General features: G+C 62.9%; 20 protein-coding genes. 9 read left to right on the top strand and 11 right to left on the bottom strand.

The features are described from left to right. Positions 1 to 52: 52 nt before the first annotated feature. Together xerC and PSTU_RS0111875 are read left to right on the top strand one after the other, a co-directional pair. Complete coding sequence (gene xerC / locus PSTU_RS0111880) at positions 53 to 952, top strand: tyrosine recombinase XerC (protein ID WP_019341249.1); 900 nt, start codon at positions 53 to 55, stop codon at positions 950 to 952. Next, entirely contained in the window at positions 949 to 1644 is a 696-nt protein-coding gene (locus tag PSTU_RS0111875; RefSeq protein ID WP_019341248.1) for an HAD family hydrolase, read from the top strand. Before xerC ends, PSTU_RS0111875 begins: the two co-directional genes overlap by 4 nt. A gap of 104 nt (positions 1645 to 1748) precedes the next feature. On the opposite strand, the gene sutA is transcribed toward PSTU_RS0111875, so the two are convergent. From sutA to glnK, 5 genes are all read right to left on the bottom strand, one after another. Beyond that, complete coding sequence (gene sutA, locus PSTU_RS0111870; RefSeq protein ID WP_019341247.1) at positions 1749 to 2084, bottom strand: transcriptional regulator SutA; 336 nt, start codon at positions 2082 to 2084, stop codon at positions 1749 to 1751. 340 nt (positions 2085 to 2424) lie between these two features. Then, entirely contained in the window at positions 2425 to 2850 is a 426-nt protein-coding gene (locus tag PSTU_RS0111865) for a secondary thiamine-phosphate synthase enzyme YjbQ (protein ID WP_019341246.1), read from the bottom strand. Positions 2851 to 2947: 97 nt separating this feature from the next. Next, the gene (locus PSTU_RS0111860) at positions 2948 to 4201 is read right to left on the bottom strand and encodes an ammonium transporter (protein ID WP_019341245.1); all 1254 of its coding nucleotides are present in this window, start codon (positions 4199 to 4201) and stop codon (positions 2948 to 2950) included. Positions 4202 to 4278: 77 nt separating this feature from the next. Next, the gene (locus PSTU_RS0111855) at positions 4279 to 5595 is read right to left on the bottom strand and encodes an ammonium transporter (RefSeq protein WP_029404746.1); all 1317 of its coding nucleotides are present in this window, start codon (positions 5593 to 5595) and stop codon (positions 4279 to 4281) included. A gap of 124 nt (positions 5596 to 5719) precedes the next feature. After that, positions 5720 to 6058 carry a P-II family nitrogen regulator gene (gene glnK, locus PSTU_RS0111850; RefSeq protein ID WP_003096476.1) on the bottom strand — a complete coding sequence of 113 codons (339 nt, stop codon included), beginning with the start codon at positions 6056 to 6058 and terminating at the stop codon, positions 5720 to 5722. Positions 6059 to 6453: 395 nt separating this feature from the next. On the opposite strand from glnK, the gene PSTU_RS0111845 reads away from it, so the two are divergent. The 3 genes from PSTU_RS0111845 to PSTU_RS0111835 all read left to right on the top strand — a co-directional run bounded on the left by PSTU_RS0111845 (position 6454) and on the right by PSTU_RS0111835 (position 10442). Next, entirely contained in the window at positions 6454 to 6717 is a 264-nt protein-coding gene (locus PSTU_RS0111845) for an accessory factor UbiK family protein (protein ID WP_019341243.1), read from the top strand. Between the two features lie 32 nt (positions 6718 to 6749). Then, on the top strand, positions 6750 to 8249 hold the full coding sequence (locus PSTU_RS0111840; RefSeq protein WP_019341242.1) for a YifB family Mg chelatase-like AAA ATPase: 1500 nt from the start codon (positions 6750 to 6752) through the stop codon (positions 8247 to 8249). A 222-nt stretch (positions 8250 to 8471) separates the two neighbouring features. After that, complete coding sequence (locus PSTU_RS0111835) at positions 8472 to 10442, top strand: BCCT family transporter (RefSeq protein WP_019341241.1); 1971 nt, start codon at positions 8472 to 8474, stop codon at positions 10440 to 10442. A gap of 51 nt (positions 10443 to 10493) precedes the next feature. On the opposite strand, the gene PSTU_RS0111830 is transcribed toward PSTU_RS0111835, so the two are convergent. Next, positions 10494 to 12134 carry a putative bifunctional diguanylate cyclase/phosphodiesterase gene (locus PSTU_RS0111830; RefSeq protein WP_019341240.1) on the bottom strand — a complete coding sequence of 547 codons (1641 nt, stop codon included), beginning with the start codon at positions 12132 to 12134 and terminating at the stop codon, positions 10494 to 10496. 264 nt (positions 12135 to 12398) lie between these two features. Between PSTU_RS0111830 and rep the strand changes: the two genes are divergently transcribed. Continuing rightward, entirely contained in the window at positions 12399 to 14408 is a 2010-nt protein-coding gene (gene rep, locus PSTU_RS0111825; protein ID WP_019341239.1) for a DNA helicase Rep, read from the top strand. Between the two features lie 58 nt (positions 14409 to 14466). Here the strand turns inward: rep and PSTU_RS0111820 are convergent, their stop codons facing one another. From PSTU_RS0111820 to gap, 5 genes are all read right to left on the bottom strand, one after another. Then, the gene (locus PSTU_RS0111820) at positions 14467 to 15231 is read right to left on the bottom strand and encodes an IclR family transcriptional regulator (protein WP_019341238.1); all 765 of its coding nucleotides are present in this window, start codon (positions 15229 to 15231) and stop codon (positions 14467 to 14469) included. A 117-nt stretch (positions 15232 to 15348) separates the two neighbouring features. Continuing rightward, positions 15349 to 16851, bottom strand: coding sequence for a CoA-acylating methylmalonate-semialdehyde dehydrogenase (locus PSTU_RS0111815; protein WP_019341237.1), 1503 nt, complete (start codon positions 16849 to 16851; stop codon positions 15349 to 15351). Between the two features lie 5 nt (positions 16852 to 16856). Next, positions 16857 to 18023: an iron-containing alcohol dehydrogenase gene (locus PSTU_RS0111810; RefSeq protein WP_019341236.1), complete on the bottom strand. Its 1167-nt coding sequence runs from the start codon at positions 18021 to 18023 to the stop codon at positions 16857 to 16859. A gap of 555 nt (positions 18024 to 18578) precedes the next feature. Continuing rightward, positions 18579 to 19178, bottom strand: coding sequence for a cyclodeaminase/cyclohydrolase family protein (locus PSTU_RS0111805; RefSeq protein ID WP_019341235.1), 600 nt, complete (start codon positions 19176 to 19178; stop codon positions 18579 to 18581). Positions 19179 to 19191: 13 nt separating this feature from the next. Further along, entirely contained in the window at positions 19192 to 20211 is a 1020-nt protein-coding gene (gene gap / locus PSTU_RS0111800; RefSeq protein WP_019341234.1) for a type I glyceraldehyde-3-phosphate dehydrogenase, read from the bottom strand. A 175-nt stretch (positions 20212 to 20386) separates the two neighbouring features. Between gap and PSTU_RS0111795 the strand changes: the two genes are divergently transcribed. The 3 genes from PSTU_RS0111795 to PSTU_RS0111785 are packed head-to-tail and all read left to right on the top strand — an operon-like array spanning position 20387 to position 24135. After that, a complete protein-coding gene (locus PSTU_RS0111795; RefSeq protein ID WP_019341233.1) occupies positions 20387 to 21922 on the top strand; it encodes an alpha-amylase family glycosyl hydrolase in 1536 nt (511 codons plus the stop codon). Position 21923: 1 nt separating this feature from the next. Continuing rightward, the gene (locus PSTU_RS0111790) at positions 21924 to 23540 is read left to right on the top strand and encodes an alpha-amylase family protein (RefSeq protein WP_019341232.1); all 1617 of its coding nucleotides are present in this window, start codon (positions 21924 to 21926) and stop codon (positions 23538 to 23540) included. 4 nt (positions 23541 to 23544) lie between these two features. Further along, positions 23545 to 24135, top strand: a complete 591-nt coding sequence (locus tag PSTU_RS0111785; RefSeq protein ID WP_019341231.1) for a DUF1080 domain-containing protein — start codon at positions 23545 to 23547, stop codon at positions 24133 to 24135. Positions 24136 to 24186: the final 51 nt, after the last annotated feature.

Raw genomic sequence — 24186 nt, 5'->3', positions numbered from 1 at the left:
TACCTGTCCAGCTTTCCAGCCTCCAGCGCGTCTCGGCTCTTGAGGCTTTACCATGCAAACCGACCTCGACGCCTACTTCGAACATCTTCGCAGCGAACGGCAAATGTCGCCGCATACGCTCGACGGCTATCGGCGCGACCTGATCAAGGTGTCGAACTTCTGCCAGAAGCACGGGCTTGGGCACTGGGCCGATCTGAAAGGCTCGCATGTTCGCCAGTTGATCGCCGAGCAACACCGCCAAGGTCAATCGAGCCGCAGCCTGGCCCGGCTGCTGTCGTCGCTGCGCGGACTGTATCGCTACCTTAGTCAGGAGGGCCGCTGCGCCCACGATCCGGCTGCCGGAATTTCCGCTCCCAAGGGCGAAAAGCGCCTGCCGCGACTGCTCGACACCGACCGAGCCATGCAGTTGCTGGATGGCGGCGTCGAAGACGACTTCATTGGCCATCGTGACCAGGCGATGCTGGAGCTGTTCTATTCATCGGGGTTACGCCTGGCCGAGCTGGTAGGCCTGAACCTCGATCAACTGGATCTACCCGCCGGGCTGGTTCAGGTTCAAGGCAAGGGCAACAAGGCACGGGTGCTGCCCGTGGGCCGCAAAGCACGCGAAGCGCTCGAAGCCTGGCTGCCACTGCGTGCGCTGAGCAACCCGCCGGATGGCGCGGTGTTCGTCAGTCAGCAGGGCCGCCGTCTGGGTGCACGCGCGGTACAGCTACGAGTGCGTCAGGCGGGGGTACGGGAACTCGGCCAGCACCTGCACCCGCACATGCTCAGGCACAGCTTTGCCAGCCACATGCTGGAATCATCCCAAGACCTGCGCTCCGTGCAGGAGCTGCTTGGCCACGCCGACATCGGCACCACGCAGATCTATACGCACCTGGACTTCCAGCACCTGGCCAAGGTCTATGACCAGGCGCACCCACGCGCCAAACGCAAGCAAGGCAGCGACCAATGAGCATTCGACTGATCACCTTCGACCTCGATGACACGCTGTGGGACGTCGGCCCGGTCATTCACAGTGCGGAAAACAGCCTGCGCGACTGGCTGAGCGAGCACGCACCGCGACTGGGAGGATTTCCGGTGGAATCGCTCGCCGCGATCCGCCGCATGCTGGTCGAGGCCGAACCCGACCTCAAGCACCGCATCAGCGCGCTGCGCCGTCGCATCCTGTTTCACGCCCTGCATGACGCCGGTTATGCGGAGGCAGAGGCGCGAGAGCTTGCCGATCAGGCTTTCGATGTCTTCCTCGAAGCGCGGCACGCCATCGACCTATTTCCTGACGTTCACCCGACACTGGAACATCTGGCCAATCACTACATGCTCGGCGTGCTGACCAACGGCAACGCGGACGTTCGCAGGCTGGGATTGGCTGACTATTTTCAGTTCACTTTGTGTGCAGAAGACCTGGGGATCGGCAAGCCAGACCCACGACCATTTCAGGAAGCGCTTGCGCGGGCGGGCGTAGCTGCCGAGCACGCCGTCCATATCGGCGATCACCCCGACGACGACATCGGCGGGGCGCAACGCGCCGGTGTGCGTGCGATCTGGTTCAACCCCGGCGGCAAAGCGTGGCAGCACGAAGGCCAGCCCGACGCCGAGCTTCGCAGCCTGGCAGAGTTGCCTGCGCTGCTCGCGCGGTGGCGATAGCCTGACGCTCCCGCAGATACGACAAAGCCCAACACAACCGTGCTGGGCTTCTTAGTGGTCCCGCCTGGCGACGTGACCTATCGTCCAATCAGAAGCTCTCGACGTTAGATAGGGCGGCTACCGTATTTGCTGTCGGGCTTCTTGGGCGGATCAGCAACGACGTTGGGTTCGACTTCCTGTACGCGTCCCCCGCGTTTCAGAAACTCTTCCATCGCACGGGCCAACTCGTCACGTTCCTTCTGCTTGGCTTCCAGGCTCGGCAGCTCTTCAACCACAACTGCCTTGGCTTTCTTCTTACTGGTAGGCGTCGCACGGTCGCTGTCGGTGCTTTCGTCATCGGCGCTGTTATCCGCTTCGCCGTCATCGGCAGCCGCCAGCTCCTCGCCTTCGTCCTCGTCGTTCGTGTCCAGATCGTCTTGTTCTAGTTCTTCGTCACTCATGTTCAACCTCGTACCTTGCCAAAGCGGAAGTTTAAGGGTCTGTTCCCGTTTCGCTGCGAGCCGCGTTGCTGCGCCAAATCTCGCCAGGCAAGGCGCGGGACGCAGGTAATGGTCGTTCCCTTGCCAAGTCCCGCAACGCCGCATGGCGAGATTTGGCGCGCAACCCGTAGGGACGGGCCGATTTTTGTGCGACACGGCGTTTCTCATCGCTTATTTGGAACAACCAAACTGCGCGACTCGTGCCTTATCTCGCGCAAAAATCGGCTCCGTCGCGGCCGCGACGAAACGGAAATAGACCCTAGCCCAGCGATGTGATTTGTTCGCCATCGCCAAAAAAAATTCAACTTGCCATCCCGTGCAGCGTCGCAAGGACCTGCCTGGCGCCACCTTGATCCCGGTGTTCCCCCAGATAGATGCCCTGCCAAGTCCCTAGTGCCAGTCGCCCTTCGTTGACCGGCAAACTCAGCTGGCAACCGAGCAGGCTCGCCTTGAAGTGTGCTGGCAGATCGTCCGGCCCTTCGTAATCATGCTCGTAACCCTTCTGCCCCCGCGGCACCAGCCGGTTGAAGAACCGCTCGAAATCACGCCGCACCGCGCCGTCAGCATTCTCGTTGATGGTCAACGAAGCCGAGGTATGACGCAGCCACAGGTGTAACAGACCGGCCTCGCATTGTTGCAGTTCCGGCAATTGTGCAAGCAGCTCGTCGGTTATCAGATGGAAGCCTCGCGGCTTCGGGCGCAGCGTGATGAGTGTCTGTCGCCACATTCTCAACAACCCCTTCGGCTCCTGAACGCGCGCATTCTAGCGCGGCGTCAGAAAAAACAAAGGGCGCCCTGAGGCGCCCTTGTCGCTGCGTTGAAAATCAACGCTTGCTGGTGAACTCCGGATAGGCCTCGAGGCCGCACTCAACGACGTCGACACCCTCGTATTCTTCCTCTTCGCTCACCCGCAGCCCCATGACCGCCTTGAGGATGCCCCACACGATCAAGCTGGCAATGAACACCCAGGCAAAGATCGATACCAGGCCCAGCAGCTGCGCACCGAAGGTGGCATCGGCGTTGGTCAGCGGCACCGCCAGCAGGCCCCACATACCGACCACACCATGCACCGAAATGGCGCCCACCGGGTCATCAAGCTTGAGTTTGTCCAGGGCCAGGATGCTGAAGACCACCAGCACGCCGCCCACGCCACCGATCAGCACCGACTGCAGCGCGCTTGGTGTCAGCGGCTCGGCGGTGATGGCGACCAGCCCGGCCAGTGCACCGTTCAGAACCATGGTCAGGTCGGACTTGCCGAACAGCAGGCGCGCCGTGATCAATGCCGCGACCAAGCCACCCGCCGCCGCCATGTTGGTATTGGTGAACACCTGAGCGACTGCGTTGGCGTCTTCGATGGTGCTCATCTTCAGCTGCGAACCGCCGTTGAAGCCGAACCAGCCCATCCACAGGATGAATGCACCCAGGGTCGCCAGCGGCAGGTTGGCGCCAGGGATCGCATTGATCTGTCCGTTCGGGCCGTATTTGCCCTTGCGCGGCCCCAGCAACAGTACGCCAGCCAGGGCGGCGGAAGCACCGGCCATGTGCACCAGACCGGAACCGGCGAAATCGAGGAAGCCAGCCGCATCGAGGAAGCCGCCGCCCCACTTCCAGAAGCCCTGTACCGGATAGATGAAGCCGGTCATCACCACCGCGAATGCGATGAATGCCCAGAGCTTCATGCGCTCGGCCACGGCACCGGAGACCACCGACATACAGGTCGCTGCGAACACGACCTGGAAGAAAAAGTCGGCGCGCGCGGAATAGTAGGGTGCGTCCTCGCCACCGGCAGCAACCACGTCCACCGCGTTCTCGTCACCGATCAGGAAGCCCAGGCTCGGCAGGATGCCGCCGTCCGGGCTGGAATACATGATGTAGTAGCCGATTAGCAGGTACATGATCGACGCCACGGCGTAGAGCACGATGTTCTTGGTGAGGATTTCAGCGGTGTTTTTCGCCCGGACCAGGCCGGCTTCGAGCATGGAGAAACCGGCCGCCATCCACATCACCAGCGCACCGCAGATGAGAAAGTAGAAAGTATCGAGTCCGTACTGGATGGGTATGAGTGCTGTGCTATCCATTATTTTCACCTTTATGCCGAGCGCCTGGGCGCCATTCGGTCAAGCGCCCGGGTTGGCTCCGGGCGCACTCCGTGTGCTTACAGGTTGTAGCCGCGTTCGTTGTGCAGGCTGAGGTCGAGGCCGATGGTTTCTTCTTCTTCGCTGACCCGCAGCCCCATCACCACGTCGATCACCTTGAGGATCACGAAGGTGACGATGGCGGTGTAGACGACGGTAAAGAGCACGCCTTTAAGCTGAATCCACAGCTGCAGCGCGATGTTGTCCACCTCACCGAAGCCGCCTAGAGCAGGCGCTGCGAACACGCCAGTGAGCAAAGCGCCGACGATGCCACCGACGCCGTGTACACCGAACGCATCCAGGGAATCGTCGTAGCCGAGCTTGCGTTTCAGGCTGGTGGCACAGACGAAGCAGATCACGCCCGAGGCCAAGCCGATAATCAGTGCACCCATCGGGCCTACCGTGCCGGCAGCAGGAGTGATGGCGACCAGACCGGCAACCACGCCCGACGCGATACCCAGCGCGCTGGGTTTGCCGTGGGTCCGCCATTCGGCAAACATCCAGCTCAACGCGGCGGCCGCAGTGGCGATCTGGGTCACCAGCATCGCCATCCCAGCGGTGCCGTTGGCCCCCAGGGAGGAGCCGGCGTTGAAACCAAACCAACCGATCCAGAGCATGGCTGCGCCGATCAGGGTCAGCCCGAGGTTGTGCGGAGCCATCGGCGTGGTCGGGAAGCCCTTGCGCTTGCCGAGCACGATGCACGCCACCAGACCTGCGATACCGGCGTTGATGTGCACGACGGTACCGCCGGCGAAATCGAGCACGCCCCAGTCCCACATCAGGCCGCCGTCGCCACCCCAGACCATGTGTGCGATCGGTGCATAGACCAGCGTGAACCAGACGCCCATGAACACCAGCATCGCGGAGAATTTCATGCGCTCGGCGAAGGCACCGACGATCAGCGCCGGGGTAATGATGGCGAAGGTCATTTGGAAGGTGATGAACACGCTTTCCGGCACGGTGCCGGTGAGGCTGTCGGGCGTCAGGCCGCTGAGGAAAGCACGCCCGAGACCACCGACGAAGGAACTGAGGTTGGTGACGCCTGCTTCCATGCCAGCCGTGTCGAACGCCAGGCTGTAGCCGTAGACCATCCAGAGGACGCTCATCAGGCCGGTGATGGCGAAGCACTGCATCATGACCGAGAGGATGTTCTTGGAACGGACCATGCCGCCGTAGAACAGCGCCAGACCTGGAATCGTCATGAACAGCACCAGCGCAGTGGCTGTGAGCATCCATGCCGTATCGCCGGAATCAAGCGGTGCCTCCTGCGCCATGGCGATACCGGGGCTTATCAGAGACAAAAGGGCTCCTAGCCCTGCGAATTTTCGCAGAGTCATGGTTTTACTCCTGGGGCGTGGGGGTTCGTAGGCCTGCCAGGCAGGCAATCGCAAAAGCTCGAGCGGTGCGTGGCGACGTGTCGGGCGTTACCGCCCGCTCAAACGCGCGCTACGCGCCGGGTCGTCAGATTGCGTCTGTATCGGTTTCGCCTGTACGGATGCGGATGGCCTGTTCCAGATTGACGACGAAGATCTTGCCGTCACCGATCTTGCCGGTGTTGGCCGCCTTGGTGATGGCTTCGATCACCCGATCGAGCTGATCGTCGGCAATCGCGACATCGATCTTCACTTTCGGCAGGAAATCGACCACGTATTCGGCACCGCGATAGAGCTCGGTATGGCCTTTCTGGCGACCGAACCCCTTGACTTCAGTGACCGTGATGCCCTGAACGCCGATTTCGGACAGCGACTCGCGTACGTCGTCCAGCTTGAACGGCTTGATGATGGCAGTGACTAGTTTCATGAAAACTTCTCCCGTTTAGGTGGACTTGCCCCAGAAGTACGAACCCGGCTCAAGTCTAAGCGCAGTGTCTGGCTCTTGTAACGCGCCGGCTTTGCCCAGCGACCCTCCGACACCATCAACCGATCCGACGAAACGTCCAGAATCGCCTATGCACCACAAGCTGCTGGCGCATGCTTCACGAGCTTCCAAGCAGAATCGATGCCAGCTTCTAACAATGCCCGGCGCAAGGCGCCCTGCAACGCGCGCGCACGTCCACGCCGCGGTTCGCTCGCTGGATCACGCACCAGGCCGGTGCACACCACCGCGACGCGATGCCCGCAATCGTGCACGGGCTCCGACAGGACGCCCGAAGAGCCCGTGCTACACTGCGCGTCGCTCAGAAACAGGTGATGTTTATGTTCCCACCCAAAGCTTTTCTCGACGCCATCGGTTCCCAGGCCTCGCGCCTGTTCAGCGGTGAAAGCCCCCTCCCCCGTGCGGAAGTCGAAGCCCAGCTCAAAGGCATCGTGCAAGGTGCGCTGAGCAAGCTCGACGTGGTCAGCCGCGAAGAATTCGACAGCCAGATGGTTGTCCTCGCACGCACCCGAGCGCGCCTTGAAGCCCTGGAAGCCAAGGTCGCCGAACTGGAAGAGAAACTCGCGCCGCCCGCGTCCGAATAGACCGGAAGGCGTCACGATCAAGGAGTGATCGGATGTCCCTCGCAATCGTCCATAGCCGCGCCCAAGTGGGCGTGGAAGCCCCCGCCGTGACGGTGGAAGCACACCTCGCCAACGGCCTGCCTTCGCTGGCCTTGGTCGGCCTACCGGAAACGGCAGTCAAGGAAAGCAAGGATCGCGTGCGCAGCGCGATCCTGACCTCAGGCTTCGACTTCCCGGCCCGCCGCATCACCCTCAATCTCGCCCCGGCTGATCTGCCGAAAGATGGCGGCCGCTTTGATCTGGCCATCGCCCTGGGCATCTTGGCAGCGAGTGGGCAGATTCCCGCGGATCGCCTCGACACACTCGAATGCCTGGGCGAACTGGCGCTTTCCGGCACACTGCGACCGGTCCAGGGCGTGCTGCCTGCCGCGCTGGCGGCCCGCCAGGCCGGGCGTGCCTTGCTGGTGCCACGAGCCAATGCCGAGGAAGCCAGCCTGGCATCGGGGTTGGTCGTTTATGCCGCCGATCACCTGCTTGAGGTGGCTGCGCACTTCAACGGCGTGACGCCAATCGAGCCTTTTCAGGCCCAAGGCCTGCTGCGCCAGGTACTGCCCTACCCTGATCTTGCCGATGTGCAGGGTCAGGCTGCAGCCAAACGTGGGCTGCTGGTGGCCGCAGCGGGCGGCCACAATCTGTTGCTGTCCGGCCCGCCTGGCACCGGCAAGACCTTGTTGGCCAGCCGGCTACCTGGCCTGCTTCCGCCTCTCGACGAACAGGAAGCACTGGAAGTCGCCGCGATTCAGTCTGTCGCCAGTCAGTCACCGCTGGCGCATTGGCCACAGCGCCCTTTTCGGCAGCCCCATCACAGTGCATCGGGGCCAGCGCTGGTTGGAGGGGGCAGTCGACCGAGGCCGGGCGAAATCACCCTGGCGCATCAGGGCGTGCTGTTTCTCGATGAACTGCCGGAATTCGATCGCAAGGTACTGGAGGTTCTACGCGAGCCTCTGGAGTCAGGCTGCATCGTCATTGCGCGGGCACGTGACAAGGTGCGCTTCCCGGCACGCTTCCAATTGGTCGCGGCGATGAACCCCTGCCCCTGCGGCTACCTGGGCGACGCCAGCGGTCGCTGCCGCTGTTCGCCAGACCAGATTCAACGTTACCGAGGCAAACTCTCCGGTCCGCTGCTGGATCGCATCGACCTGCACCTGACCGTCGCGCGCGAAGCCACTGCGCTGAATGCACCACTGGCGGGCAACGAAACCACACAGCGGGTCGCCGCCAAGGTGGCCGAAGCGCGGCGCGTGCAGATCAAGCGACAAGGCTGCGCCAATGCCTTCCTCGATCTTGCCGGTCTGCGCAGCCATTGCGCATTGCAACCCGAGGATCAGCAATGGCTCGAACGCGCCTGCGAACGTCTCGGCCTGTCGCTACGCGCGGCTCACCGAATTCTCAAGGTCGCACGCACGCTGGCCGATCTTCAGCCGGCCAACGCCATTGGACGCGCCCACCTGGCCGAGGCACTGCAGTACCGCCCCGGCAACCAGGCCGGTTGAAACCAGGTGCCGATTTCTGGCTTCTCAACGATCTATCGGCGTAGCCCGGATAAGCTGCCGATGGGCACAGAAAAAATGCTGCAACTTGCTGACTGGCGCGGTCACATCCAAGAGGCAGCCCCATCGCCGCGGAGCGCGTCGGTCCAAAACTGACCAATATGTTAGATTGCGTCCTCTTCGCCACAGGCGGCCACTCCCCAATCGGTAATCAAGGAGCGCAGCATGGAGGCCAACACGTCTTCCTCTTCCACTCTCAACCCTCCGGTGTTCTACGGTTCTGCCGTACTCATCCTGCTACTGGTGATCTACAGCGTCGCCGCCCCGGAACACGCTCAAGGCATGTTCAGCGACGTCCAGGCGTGGATCATCGCCAATGCCAGCTGGTTTTACATTCTTGCCGTCGCGATCATTCTGCTGATGGTCGTACTGCTGGCACTCAGCCGTTATGGCGAGATCAAGCTGGGCCCGGACCACAGCGAGCCGGACTACAGCTACCTGACCTGGTTCTCGATGTTGTTCTCTGCCGGCATGGGCATCGGTCTGATGTTCTTCGGCGTCGCCGAGCCGGTCATGCACTTCCTCTCGCCCCCGGTGGGTGAAGGCGGCACCGTCGCGGCCGCGCGGGAAGCGATGAAGATCACCTTCTTCCACTGGGGCCTGCATGCCTGGGCCATCTACGCCATCGTGGCGATGATCCTGGCCTATTTCAGCTTTCGCCAAGGCCTGCCACTGACGCTGCGCTCGGCCTTGTATCCCCTGATCGGCGAGCGCATCCACGGCCCGATCGGGCATGCGGTGGATATTTTCGCCATCATCGGCACCGTGCTGGGGGTCGCCACGTCGCTGGGGCTGGGCGTCACGCAGATCAACACCGGGCTGAATCACCTGTATGGCGTGCCGATTTCGGTACCGGTGCAGATCGCGCTGATTGCCGGGACCACCGTTCTGGCCACCATCTCGGTGGTCACCGGCCTGGACAAGGGCGTACGGCGCTTGTCCGAGCTGAACCTGACGCTGGCCGTTCTGCTGCTGTTGCTGGTGCTGGTCGCCGGCCCAACCGTGTTCATCCTGCAGACCTTCGTGCAGAACACCGGTAACTACTTCTCGCAGATCGTCACCGCGACCTTCAACCTCTACGCCTACGAGCCGAATGACTGGATCGGCGGCTGGACGCTGTTCTACTGGGGCTGGTGGCTGGCCTGGTCGCCCTTTGTCGGCCTGTTCATTGCGCGCATTTCGCGCGGCCGCACCATCCGTGAATTCGTCACCGGCGTGTTGCTTGTGCCGACTGCCTTCACCCTGCTGTGGATGACGGTATTCGGCGACACGGCCATTCACATGATTCTGTGGGAGCACGTCACCAGCCTGGGTGAAGCCATCGAGCGCGACAGCTCCCTCGCGCTGTTCGCCTTTCTCGAGCATTTCCCCTTCGCCTCGCTGCTGTCACTGATCGCGATCATCATGGTGGTGGTGTTCTTCGTCACGTCGGCGGACTCCGGCGCGCTGGTGGTGGACATGCTCGCCTCCGGGGGCCATGGCCAGACGCCGACCTGGCAGCGGGTGTTCTGGGCGGGCTCCATGGGCGTTGTCGCGATAGCGCTGCTGCTCGCCGATGGCCTGACAGCATTGCAAACCGCAACCATCGCCAGCGCCCTGCCGTTCACCCTCGTGCTGCTCTGCGCCATGTGGGGGCTGCTCAAAGCGCTGCGCGTCGATGCCACCAAACAGGGCTTGCGTTACCAGACGGTCAGCACCATGCCAACCGCTCCGCAGTCAGAGGGTGGCTGGCGGCGCCGAGTGCAGAACCTGACCCGTTATCCCCGCCGTCGTGACGTGGAACGCTTCATCAACGACATCGCAGCGCCTGCCTGCGCTGCCGTGGCCGAAGAGTTGCGCACGCAGGGTTACGGCGTCGAGCTGACCACCGGCGACGACAACCGTACCGGGCTGCAGATCACCCATGAAGGCGCGCCCGATTTCATCTATCAGGTTCGCCCGCGCGGCTACCCGATGCCGAGTTTCGTCGCGACCGAGGAGGGAGACGGCGATGAGCCCACCTACTTCCGCGCCGAGGTGCATCTCAAGGAAGGCGGGCAGAACTACGACATCATGGGCTGGAGCCGAGACGGCGTGATTGGCGACATCCTCGACCAGTACGAGAAGCACATGCACTTCCTGCACATGGTTCGCTGATACACATGGTTCGCTGATACACCGCGCCGGGCTCTTGCCCGGCGCTTCGTTTCAGCCGCTGGCTTCGGCGGTGAGTCCACCACTGAGAAAAGCGCTGAGTTCGGCGAAGGGCAGCGGTTTGCTGATCAGATAGCCTTGTACCTGATCAGCACCGAAGCGCCGCAACTGGCCGAGCTGTGCCGCTCCCTCGACCCCTTCTGCCACCACTTCCAGCCCGAGGTTGTGTGCCAGGTTGATCATCGCGCGGACCAGCCGGCCGTTCTGGGCGCGTTCACCCATCTTGCCGATAAAGCTCTTATCGATCTTCAGCAGGCTGATCGGCAGGCGGCTGAGGTGTACGAACGACGAGAATCCGGTGCCAAAATCATCCAGCGAGAAGCGCACTCCTAGCTCCGCCAAGGCATCCATGGTGCCGCGCACCTGATCGCTGCGACGCATCACTGCGGTTTCGGTAAGTTCGAATTCCAGCCAGTGTGGATCGACGCCGCGCTCGTCGATGAGCCGCTGCAGGGTTGTCAGCAACTGGCTGTCCTGAAACTGACGGAACGACAGATTGACGGCCATGTGCAGCTCGCCTGCACCGCTTTCGCGCAGGCTTTGCATGTCGCGCAGCGCCCGCGCGATCACCCAGTAGCCGAGCGGCACGATCAAGCCACTTTCTTCGGCCATGGGAATGAATTCGTCTGGCCCGAGAAGCCCGCGTTCGGCATGCAGCCAGCGCACCAGCGCCTCCATGCCGACGATGCGACCGGTGTCGATGCACAGGCGCGGCTGATAGTGCAGCTCAAGGTCGTCGCGACGCAGCGCCCGGCGCAACTCGCCCTCAAGATCAGCAAGATGGCTGGCGCTCCGGTTGATCCGCTCGTTATAGAGATACCAGGTACAGCCCTGACTCGCCTTGGCGTGACGCATCGCCACCTGCGCGAGCCAGAGCAGTTGGTCGGGGTCCGCATCAGCCTTCGCGTGGGCAAGCCCGAGACTGCAACCGAGCATCAGGGTATCGCCGTCGATCCAGTAGGGCTCGGCCAGCGCCTCGACAATACGGTCTGCGATCCGCTCCGCACGATGCGGCTGGCGCTCGGTATCCAGTAACACCGCAAACTCGTCACCGCCCAGACGGGCCAGCGTGTCGCCCACTTCCAGCTGTGCCTTCAGGCGCGCCACGACTTGCAGGATCAGGCGATCCCCGGCCTGATGCCCCAGTGCATCGTTGACCCGGCGAAAGTTGTCCAGGTCCAGACACCCGAGCGTCAGGCCTTGCCCTTCGTGCTCGGCCAGGCGCAATGCGAGCAATGCCTGGAAACCCTGGCGGTTGGCGATGCCGGTCAGCGCATCCTGTACCGCCAGCCTTTGCAGCGCGTTCTCCAGATTGCTGCGCTCGCGGGCATAGCGCACACAGCGCCGCACCATATCCGTGCTCAAACGAGGGCCAGGCAGCCAGTCAATCACGCCTTCCGGCAGTTCGGCGGGCTCATCTTCCAGCAGCAGGACGGTAGGCCACGGGAAGTGCGCCGACTCGGGGCGACATCCTGGCGTCGCGATCAGCAAGGAGTGGCCGGACTCGGCAAGCAGAGCGATGGCGGCCGACCAGTCTTCGGCCACGCTCAGCCGATGGCGGCCGCGCACGGACGACAGGGCAACCTGAAGCTCTTCGGCCCACTGGGGCACATCGGCCAGCAGAACCAGGCGCATGGGTTGTATGGACGATCTCACGGTGTTTCCCCGGTTCGAACGGAGCTGGAGGTGGCACACCACCTCGACGGTTACACTTCCTTGCGTGAAGCGGGACGGCAAGCTGAGCAGCCTAAAGCGGGCGCCGCGGCGCATAGACTAGAGCATTGCAGCCGTTAACCCAGCCCTGTCGGCGACGACCGGTAGCGTCAGTGTCCTGCGGTTAACAAATAGCGGCACCAGCCCTGCTAAACTCCCGCCCCCGCTTCAACAGACCAAACGAGAATGTCCCGACTCAATCCCCGGCAGCAGGAAGCCGTGAGCTACGTCGGTGGCCCGATGCTGGTGCTCGCCGGCGCCGGTTCCGGCAAGACCAGCGTGATCACTCGCAAGATCGCCTACCTGATCCAGCAGTGCGGCATCCGTGCGCAGTACATCGTCGCCGTAACCTTCACCAACAAGGCCGCCCGCGAGATGAAAGAGCGCGTCAGCAGCCTGCTGCGCGGCGGCGAAGGCCGTGGATTGACCGTGTCGACCTTTCACAACCTGGGCCTGAACATCATCCGCAAGGAGTACGCCAAGCTCGGCTACAAGCCCGGCTTCTCGATCTTCGACGAGGGCGACATCAAGGCGCTGCTAACCGACATCATGCAGAAAGAGTACGCCGGTGATGACGGCGTCGATGAAATCAAGAATTACATCGGCAACTGGAAGAACGACCTGATCACGCCCGAGGAGGCGCTGGAAAACGCGCGCAACCCGAAAGAGCAAACCGCCGCCATCGTCTACACCCACTATCAGCGCACGCTCAAGGCGTACAACGCGGTGGACTTCGACGACCTCATCATGCAGCCGGTGAAACTCTTCCAGAACCACCCCGAAGTGCTGGAGAAATGGCGCAACAAGGTCCGCTACATGCTGGTGGACGAATACCAGGACACCAACGCCAGCCAGTACCTGCTGGTCAAGCTGCTGGTGCAGGAGCGCGCGCACTTCACCGTGGTGGGCGACGACGACCAGTCGATCTATGCCTGGCGCGGTGCGCGGCCGGAAAACCTGATGCAGCTGAAAGAGGATTTCCCTTCGCTGAAGGTAGTGATGCTGGAGCAGAACTATCGCTCCACCAGCCGCATCTTGAAATGCGCGAACATCCTGATCGCCAACAACCCGCACGCCTTCGAGAAACAGCTCTGGTCGGAAATGGGCCACGGCGACCCGATCCGGGTGATCCGCTGCCGCAACGAGGAAGCCGAGGCCGAGCGCGTGGCGATGGAAATCCTCACGCTGCACCTGAAGACCGAGCGGCCCTACAGCGATTTCGCCATCCTCTACCGCGGCAACTACCAGGCCAAGCTGATCGAGCTGAAACTGCAACACCATCAGATTCCCTATCACCTGTCCGGCGGCACCAGTTTCTTCGGCCGCCAGGAAGTGAAGGATCTGATGAGCTACTTCCGCCTGCTGGTGAACCCCGATGACGACAACGCTTTTCTGCGCGTGATCAACGTCCCGCGGCGGGAGATCGGTTCGACCACCCTGGAAAAGCTCGGCAACTACGCCACCGAACGCAAGATCTCCATGTACACCGCCTGCGACGAAATGGGCCTGGGCGCGCACATGGACAGCCGCTTCACCGACCGCCTGTCACGCTTCAAGCGCTACATGGACAACCTGCGCCAGCAATGTGCGCAGAACGATCCGATCGCCGCGCTGCGCAGCATGGTCATGGACATCGACTACGAAACCTGGGTACGCGGCCAGACCTCCAGCGACAAAGCCGCGGATTTCCGCATGGGCAACGTCTGGTTCCTCATCGACGCGCTGAAGAACACGCTGGAGCGCGACGAAGAAGGCGAAATGACCATCGAGGAAGCCATCGCCAAGCTGGTGCTGCGCGACATGCTCGAGCGACAACAGGAAGAGGAGGAAGGCGCAGAAGGCGTGCAGATGATGACGCTGCATGCGTCCAAGGGGCTCGAGTTTCCTTACGTATTCATCCTCGGCATGGAAGAGGAAATCCTCCCGCACCGCTCCAGCATCGAGGCCGACACCATCGAGGAAGAACGCCGCCTGGCCTACGTCGGCATCACCCGTGCACGGCAGAACCTGGCGATGACCTTCGCCGCCAAGCGCAAGCAGTACGGCGAAATCATCGAATGCATGCCCAGCCGCTTCCTTGACGAGCTGCCGCCGGAAGACCTGGAATGGGAAGGCCAGGAAGATGCACCCGTGGAGGTCAAGGCCGCGCGCGGCAATGACGCACTGGCGGCGATGCGGGCGATGTTGAAGAAATAGCGCAAGCTGGCTCCTACAGGTCAGGGCGGTCTTGGAGTCAGGCGTACCCCGTTGGCTATCAGCCGCTGACAATCGCCTCCAGCTCCTTCGCCGCCGCTCGCAAACGTGGCACGAACGTCAGCAGCGACTCCATCGAACAACGGATGACCGGCGCATGGGTGAATAGGCAAGCACTCAGCTCGCCGCGAGCATCGCGCACCGGCACGGCGCAGGCGACCATGCCGTCGATGAACTCCTCCGAATCGATGGACAGGTCTTCGTCGCGAATACGTGCCAGATCGTCACGCAGGGCGCTCAAGTCAGTGATGGTGTTACGTGCCAGCTGCCGGATCGGCAGGCGTGGGAGGATCTTTTCCAGCTGTTCCAGCGGCAACGAGGCCAGATACAGCTTGCCGCTGGCGGTGCACCAGAGCGGCGTGTGGCTGCCGATGGGCAGGTTGATCTGCAACGGCCAGTTGGTCTGCACCCGGTCGAAATAGAGCATATCCAGGCCATCGGGCACGGACAGGCCGCAGGTTTCGCCGATCTCATCAGACAGCTGACGAAGGATGGCCTGACGCAGGGCCTTGTGCCGGCCGCTGCCGAGGATGTTCACCGCCGTGGTATGCAGCCGATCACCCGGCAACAGGCCACCGCGCAGGCCGAACTGCAGGAAACCTTCCTTTTCCAGCGTCTGCACCAGACGGTGGGCGCTGGCCTTCGGGATGTCCAGTTTTTCTGCCAGCGCGCTGGGCGACAGCGGCTCCGCGGCGCCGGCCACGGCTTCGATGATTTCCAGCACGCGGGTGATGGAAGAGCCTTTTTCACGAGGGGTACTGCGCATGGCCAAGCCCGTTGCGGTAGATGAATAAAACAGCCGCCCCGAAGGGCGGCAAAGCTTAATCGATATAAACCGGGACCCACACCGGTTGCGCGGATGATCGCTGCACGGCGCCGCGGCTTACTTCATGGTCGGCATCGAGAAATCCGCGCCAGCACGGATGCCGGTCGGCCAGCGTCGTGTGACGGTCTTCATGCGGGTGAAGAAACGCACGCCATCCGGGCCGTGCATGTTCAGCGGGCCGAATACCGAGCGCTTCCAGCCGCCGAAGCAGTGGAAGGCCATGGGCACCGGGATCGGCACGTTGACGCCGACCATGCCGACCTTGACGCTCTCCTCGAACTGGCGCGCGGTATCGCCGTCGCGGGTGAAGATCGAGGTGCCGTTACCGAACTCATGGTCGTTGACCAGCTTCAATGCCTCGTCGAAGGAGTTGACCCGCACCACGGCCAGCACCGGGCCAAAGATCTCCTCTTTATAGATGCGCATCTGCGGCGATACGTGGTCGAACAGCGTCGGGCCGACGTAGAAGCCATGCTCGTAGCCATCAACTTTTAATCCACGGCCATCGCAGACCAGGGACGCGCCCTCTTCCACGCCCAGTTCGATGTAGCTGACGACTTTCTGCTGATGCTCGCGGGTAACCAACGGGCCCATGTGCGGCTCAGGCTCAACGCCGGTCCCAGGGCCGGTGCGCATCTGGCCAATCTCGCCCTTGAGCATCTCGACTAGGTTATCGGCCACCTCATCACCCACGCACACGGCCACCGAGATCGCCATGCACCGCTCGCCGGCCGAACCGTAGGCGGCGCCCATCAGCGAGCTGACCACCTGCTGCGGATCGGCGTCGGGCATGATCACCATGTGGTTCTTCGCGCCGCCCAGGGCCTGGCAGCGCTTACCGTGGGCCGAGGCGGTGCTGTAGATGTACTCGGCAATCGGCGTCGAGCCGACGAAGCTCACCGACTGCACGCGCTCGTCGGTCAGCAGCACGTCAACCGCTTCCTTATCACCGTTGACGATGTTCAGCACGCCCGCCGGCAGCCCGGCTTCGGCCAGCAGTTCGCCAAGCAGCATGGTGGCGCTCGGGTCCTTTTCCGAGGGCTTGAGGACGAAGGTATTACCGCAGGCGATGGCTACCGGCAGCATCCACAGCGGCACCATGGCCGGAAAGTTGAACGGTGTGATGCCGACGCAGACACCCAGAGGCTGCATCAGCGAGTTGGAATCGATGTCGCGTCCGACGTTGGGCGAGAACTCGCCCTTGAGCAGATGCGGAATGCCGCAGGCGAACTCCACCACTTCCAGGCCGCGGGTGACTTCACCCTGGGCGTCGGAAAACACCTTGCCGTGCTCCAGCGAGATCAGCCGCGCGACATCGTCACGGCGCGCTTCCAGCAACGCCTTGAAGCGGAACATGACGCGGGCGCGCACCAGCGGCGGCGTCTTCGACCAGCCGTCGAACGCGGCCTGCGCGGCGGCGATGGCCTCGCGGGTTTCATCCGCCGAGGACAGCGAAACGTACAGGCGAGGCTCGCCGGTGGCCGGGTTGTAGACGGTGGCGTGACGTTCGGAGCGGCCAGCGACGGCCTCGTTGTTGATCAGGTTGCCGAGGGTCTGCATGGGGCTCACTCCTGGTTCCAGACGGTTTCGTAAAGGTCGATGATTTCCGCTTCGCTGGGTACGCGCGGGTTGTTGCCGGGCGAGCCCGAAGCCAGCGCCTGCTTGGCCATGGTTTCGCGCAGTTCGAAGAAACGCTCGCGGGTGATGCCAAACTGCTCGGGGCTGGGCACCTGCAGTTCCTTGTTGATCGCTCGCAGCTCGGTCAGCAACTTTTCATTGGCCGCTTCGACGCCGTCGGTCTGCGCCGCCACGCCCATGGCGCGGGCACAGTCGGCATAGCGCTCGGGCGCGGCGGGAATCGAGAAGGCCGTGATCGCCGGCAGCAACATGGCGTTGGACAGCCCGTGCGGCACATGGAAGAACGCCCCGATAGGCCGGCTCATGCCGTGCACCAGCGCCACCGAAGCGTTGGAGAAGGCAATGCCGGCCAGGGTCGCGCCGAGCATCATCGCCTCGCGAGCGTCGCGATTACCGGGCTCGTGGTAGGCCGCGCGCAGGTTCGGCGCCAGCAAACGCATGGCCTGCAGCGCCTGCGCATCGCTGTAGAGACTGGCCTTGCGGCTGACGTAGGCCTCGATGGCGTGGGTCAGCGCATCGATGCCGGTGTCGGCAGTGACCCGTGGCGGGAGCGACAGGGTCAGCTCATAGTCGATCAGCGCGGCCACCGGCATGAAGCCAAGCCCGGCGCAGAGCATTTTCTCGTCGCTGGTTTCGTCGGTGATGATGGTAAAGCGCGTGGCTTCCGAGCCGGTCCCGGCCGTGGTGGGAATGGCGATCAGCGGCAGGCCGGCTTCGCTGACGTCGCGCGGGAAGCGGTAGTCGCGCATCTCGCCGCCGAACTTGCCGAGGATGCCGATGGCTTTGGCCGAATCGATTGGGCTGCCGCCGCCGAGGGCGATGATCGAGTCGTAGTTGCCCGCCCGCACCATATCGACGCCCGCCCGGATCGAGGCGGCGGTCGGCTCCGGCAGGGTGTCAGCGAAGCAGTCGCTGGAGATATCGCCGTTGCTCAGCGTCTCGCTGATCCGCGCGACATAGCCCAGCTCGACCATCATCCGGTCGGTGACGATCAGCGGCCGTTTGCAGCCGAGATTCTGAAGGACGGAGACGATCTGCTGGCTGGCGCCGGCGCCGACTTCCATCAGGCGCGGCAGGACGATGCGATGGCTCATGGTGTTCTCCGGTGGCGGTCGCGACATCGTTAAAGTCCGGCAGCTGGCTGCCAAACAAGCACATGCGCGAACGGCTTGCGTGAGGAGACGGTCGGGTCTCGATTGTTATTTGAAAGTGCCTCAGCTGACCTGGAGACTAGAAACAATCCGCGCAGCCGTCAAACTATAACGAGACATTTTTTCTCGTTATAGACGATCGGATATGCCAATGCTATCGCCAAGGTCCGTCATTGACTCGCGAGCGGGATCGGTTCGCCAGCAAGCTGGCTCCTACAGAAGCGAGCCGTAGCGGTCGCTCGCTACCCGAGTCGATCGGTCTCCTAGAAGCGAGCTTGCTCGCGAATATCAGCGATACGCCCCACCTCGGGCGTGATGGGTAACCGCTTCGCCAGCAAGCTGGCTCCTACAGGAATGTGGGGTTTGTTATGCCACAGCCGCACTAAACCCCCCTGCCTTTTCCGAGCGTAATCAGATCCACAGCAAGGGGACGCCAACAACCGTGCATGACTGCTGACACAGGCTTTTCGTAGGAGCCAGCTTGCTGACGATCATCTGCTAAGAACGGGACAACGCCTGGCCCTGGAGACGCTGCAACAGTTCGTCGCCCTCAGCCTGTAAGCGCGCTCGGGTCTGCCCGGCCTGATCACGGCTGGCAGCGTCTTCAAGACTCGCCATATCGGCATCGACATTGATCAAGGCTGCGCTGAGCCCGGCATGGATAAGCACGGCGCCGGCCTGGACATCGCTTTGGACGATCGGCGCCGTACAAGGCCAGGCGTTGACGGCGAGTTCGAGCGCCTCCAGACAGCAATGAGCCAGAGCCAGCGGCACGGCACAGGCCTGACGGGACGCCGCCTGCTTTTGCTCGGGCTCATCCTCTCGGGACGCGCTCAGATACTCGCTGAAGGCCTGCATGTCATCGTCAGCGAAAGCACCTGGCCTTCCCAGTAGCGCTTGAGCCGCTTGCGTCAGCTCAAGGCGAGTCGGGTCGGACGCATGGGCCTCGCTGATGCGCAGGCCTTTGAGTACCAGCGCGAGTCCAATGTCAGCCGTGACAGCCGCCGCCGCGCCGCAACCGGGCGTTGGCTGGCGAGCAGCCGTAGCCGTCCGGAAATCCGCCAGCCGTTGCGTCCAGAGGCTCGCACCGTCGCTCATCCAAACGATCCGGTCAGGCGGCCCGCGCCGTGCCGTCACCCCAGGCCAGCAGCACGTCGAGCATGCGGTTGGAGAATGCCCATTCGTTGTCATACCAGGCCAGGACTTTGACCAAATCATCTTGTACACGGGTATGGCTCAGATCGGCGACGCATGAGATCGGATAACCTATGAAGTCGCGCGAGACCAGCGGCAGGTCGTTGCACTCCATCACCCCGAGCGGCATCTTCTGCGCCCCTGCCTGCAAGATCTGGTTGACTGCCTCGACACTTCCCGGCGCGCGCTCAGCGGTGAAGGTCAGGTCTACCAGCGAAACGTTGGGCGTCGGCACCCGTACCGACAACCCATCCAGTCGCCCGGCCAGCTCCGGCAGGACCAAACCGATGGCCTTGGCCGCGCCAGTAGTGGACGGAATCATCGACTCCGCCGCAGCACGGGCGCGGTAGAGGTCCTTGTGAGCCTTGTCGAGCAAGCTCTGGTCATTGGTGTAGGAATGCACCGTGTTGAGCAGTCCCTGACGAATCCCTACCGCCTCATGCAGCACCTTGGCCAGCGGCGCCAGGCAGTTGGTGGTGCAGGACGCGTTGGAGATCACCCGCTGGCTGCCATCGAGCAATTCATGGTTGATGCCGTAGACCACCGTCAGGTCAGCGTCATCGAGCGGATGCGAGGCGAACACGCGCTCGGCACCGGCCTGCAGGTGCTGATCGATCAGGTCGCGCTTCTTGAATTTCCCCGAGCACTCAAGCACCACGTCGACCCCGAGCTGCTTCCACGGCAGCTGGCTGGGATCGCGCTCATGCAGCAGACGGATCGATTGGCCACGGATCTGCATCACGTCGTCATGCAGGTCGACCTGCCCCTGGAAACGCCCGAAGGTGGTATCGAAGCGCGTCAAGTGCGCCATCGCGCTCCGTTCGCTGAGGTCGTTGATGGCCTCGATGTGAATCTGGTTCTCCAGATTTCGCTCGAACAGGGCGCGCAACACGGCTCGTCCGATACGGCCATAACCATTGATGGCAATACGTAACATGGCGGTCTCCTGGGTCGTTGAAGCAGCTGCAAGGTTAGTCGGAGTATCGCCCGTGACGTTCAGTACCGTCCGACGGAGATCAACGAAGCTGGGAAACCCGAGCACCGTTCGTCAGTCTTACACCTCACAGGCCCGCCCGCCGGACCTGCCGAAACACCGGACAGAGGGGACAAGCATGAGCGAGTCAACCCAGCCGCCCTGGTGGAAAGGCGCCACCGTCTATCAGATCTATCCGCGATCTTTTGCCGACAGCAACGGCGACGGCATCGGCGACCTCGACGGTGTACTGCGCCATCTCGACCACCTGCAATATCTGGGCGTCGACGCGCTGTGGCTGTCGCCGATTTTCCGCTCACCGATGGCGGACGCCGGTTACGACATCAGTAACTATTGCGATATCGATCCGCTATTCGGCTCGCTGGATGACATCGACCGGCTGATCGCCGAGGCGCATGCCCGCGGGATTCGGGTGCTGCTCGATTTCGTGCCCAACCACACCTCCGATCAGCATTCCTGGTTCATCGAGTCGCGCAGCTCGCGGGACAGCCCCAAGCGCAACTGGTACATCTGGCGCGACGAGCCCAACAACTGGCGTGCCGCACTCAACGCCGGCAGCGCCTGGACCTGGGACGAACACAGCCAGCAGTATTACCTGCACCTATTTCTACCCGAACAGCCGGATCTGAACTGGCGCAACCCTGAAGTGATCGAGGCGATGCACGGCGTGCTGCGCTTCTGGCTCGATCGCGGCATCGATGGCTTTCGTGTCGATGTCATTCATTGCACCGGCAAGGACCCGAGCTTCGCCGATGATCCACGCTGCCTGGCCGGCCAGCCGCTGGTGGAGTTCAACGACCAGGCCTACAGCCACGAAGTGCTGCGCGGCCTGCGCCGGCTGGTCGATAGCTACCCCGGCGAGCGCGTGCTGGTCGGCGAGGTCAACATACGCTCCACCGAGCGGGTCCTGCAGTACTACGGGGCCGGCGACGAGTTGCATATGTCGTTCAACTTCCAGCCGCTGGATGCGCCCTGGGAACCGGTGCTGTTCCGCACCTGCATTCGCGACGTTGAGACATTGCTCAAACCCGCCAACGCCTGGCCGACCTGGGTGTTGTCCAACCACGACAATCATCGTCAACGCAGCCGCTATCACGGCTCGCTGCGCAGCGCTCATGCCGCCGCGGTGCTCTTGCTCACGCTGCGCGGTACACCGTTCATTTACCAGGGCGAGGAACTGGGGCTGGAAGATGCGGTGGTCGAGCCGGACGAGCAGGTCGACCCCGGTGGTCGCGATGGCTGCCGCGCCCCGATCCCCTGGCTCGTCACGCCGCCCCATGGCTGGGAAGGCAGTCCGCCGTGGCTGCCGTTCCCACCGGACAGCGACGAGCTGGCCGCCGAGCGGCAGCGAAAGGCGCCCGGATCGACACTCGAGCTTTACCGCCGGCTGATTGCCGCGCGCAAACGCAGCCCCGCTCTGCTTCATGGCGATTGGGAAGAACTGCGATCACACCCGAACGTGCTCGCTTACCGACGAAAGCTGGGCGATGACCAGCGCGTGATCTGCCTGAACTTCGCCGATGAACCTCATGCGTTTCCGATCACCGGCCACTGGCAGATAGAAATCGCCAGCGATGCCCAGGGCGAGGACGAACCCTACAGCGGCGAGCTGGCAGCAGGCCAGGCACTGGTGCTCAGACCGGAGGAACATTGAAATGAGACCACTTTGGTATCGCAATGCGGTGATCTATCAGATTGACCCGTCACTGTTCCTCGACATCAACGGTGATGGCTGTGGTGACCTACGCGGCGTCACCGAGCGCCTGGATTACGTCCGCGGCCTGGGCGCCACGGCCATCTGGCTGATGCCTTTCTATCAGTCGCCCTTCCGCGATGCGGGCTACGATGTCAGCGATCACCTGCAGGTCGATCCGCGCTTCGGTGACCTCGCCGACGTGGTCTATTTGCTGGAGAAGGCCGAGGAGCTGGGCCTGCATGTGATGATCGAGCTGGTCGTGCAGCACACCTCGATCGAGCATCGCTGGTTTCAGGAAGCGCGACGCTACCCGCAGTCGCCTTACCGGGATTTCTATATCTGGGCAGACGAGCCGGATGACAGCATCGAGCCGATTTTCCCCACCGTAGAGAAGAGCGTCTGGACCTGGGACGAAGATGCAGGGCAGTACTACCGCCACCTGTTCTACAACCATGAGCCAGACCTGAACCTGGGCAACCCGGCGGTGGTCAAGGAGATCGAGCGGATCATTGCCTTCTGGCTGCGCCTGGGGGTATCGGGTTTTCGCGTCGATGCCGCCTCACACCTGATCGAACAGGCCGGTGACGGTGATAGTAACGGCTACTGGTTGCTCGAACACATGCGCGACTTCGTTACCCTGCGCCGCCCCGAAGCGGTGCTGCTGGGCGAGGTAGATGTCGAGCCGGAGCAGTACCGCGATTATTTCGGCGAAGGTGATCGGTTGACCCTTCTGCTGAACTTCTGGGCCAACAACCATTTTTTCCTCGCCCTCGCTCGCAGCGAAGCCGAGCCTCTGCATCGTGCGCTGGAGCGCCAGCCGGAACCACCTGAGCGCGCGCAGTACGCGATTTGGCTGCGCAACCATGACGAACTGGATCTCGAACGGCTGACCGACGATGAGCGCGAAGAAGTCATGCAGGCCTTCGCCCCCGACCCTGACATGCGCGCCTACAACCGCGGCATCCGTCGGCGCCTGGCGCCGATGCTCGACGGCAACGAGCGGCGCATTGGCATGGCCCACGCTTTGCTGTTCGCGCTTCCCGGCACGCCAATCATCCGCTACGGGGAAGAGATCGGCATGGGCGAAGATCTGTCGCGCCCGGAGCGCTTGGCGGTACGCACACCGATGCAGTGGTCCAACGAACCCAACGCCGGCTTCTCCTGTGCCGACACCCCGCAACTGGCGGCACCGCTGATCGACGGGAGCGACTTCGGTTATGAGCAGCGCAACGTTTATGCGCAGACACTGCGCGACGATTCACTGCTAGCCAGGACCGGCACCATGATCCGCACCCGAATCGGGCTGCGCGAGATTGGCGGTGGCCGACATCGTGCCGTCGAGACGGGCTGCCCGTCGGTTTTCGCCATTCGCCATGACAACGATTCCACCGTGCTGATGCTCGTGAACTTGGCGGACCGGGAGGTAGAGGTCGTGATCGCCGAGGACGACCTTCAGGAAATGGTCGACGTGCTGGCCGACAGCGACTATGAACAGCCCGAGGGGCATCCGCTGCGGATACGGCTGATCGGCTACGGCTATCGCTGGCTGCGGCGCAAGCAGCAGCTGTTCGGTTAAGGCGATGCAAAGAGTACTCGAGGCCGATGACTGGCGCGGCTGGCACACCGACGGCTTTCCCGTCGGCAGCTGGCGAAGCCGCGACGGCGAGCTGCAGGCCATCGCCGGCGCCCCGCGAATCGATCTGATCTCGCAGCAACGCTACCGGGATTTCACCTTCCGTTTCGAATTCGCGCTGCCCATCGCCGGCAACTCTGGCGTGCTCTGCCGCGTAGAAGAAGACGTCGAGCTCAGCTGGCACAGTGGTCCGGAAATGCAGCTGTTGGATGACGCCGGCCACCCAGACGGCCGCGAGCCCACCACCCGCAACGGTGCTCTGTATGGGCTGATGGCTGCCGAACCGGAAACGTCTATGGAGCCTGGCGAGTTCATCGAGGCGGCGCTGATCGTCTCCGATGGGCATGTCGAGCATTGGCTACGCGGCCGCCGTGTGCTGCGCTATCGATTCGACGACCCGAGCCTGCATGCGCGTATCGTCCAGAGCAAGTTCGCCGGCTTTCCACGCTTCGCTCAGGCCGACGAGGGCCATCTGGTGTTGCAGCATCATGGCGAGGCCGCGCGCTTTCGCCGCTTGTCGATCGAAACACCTGACTGAACGGTGCACTTGGACCCACGCACGGAATTGAGCGAGAATGCGCGGCTTTCC

It is taken from the genome of Stutzerimonas stutzeri SDM-LAC (assembly GCF_000235745.1).
Lineage (GTDB): Bacteria > Pseudomonadota > Gammaproteobacteria > Pseudomonadales > Pseudomonadaceae > Stutzerimonas > Stutzerimonas stutzeri_H.
Note: the sequence above shows the minus strand (reverse complement) of the source record. Positions and strands in the feature narration are given on the sequence as shown.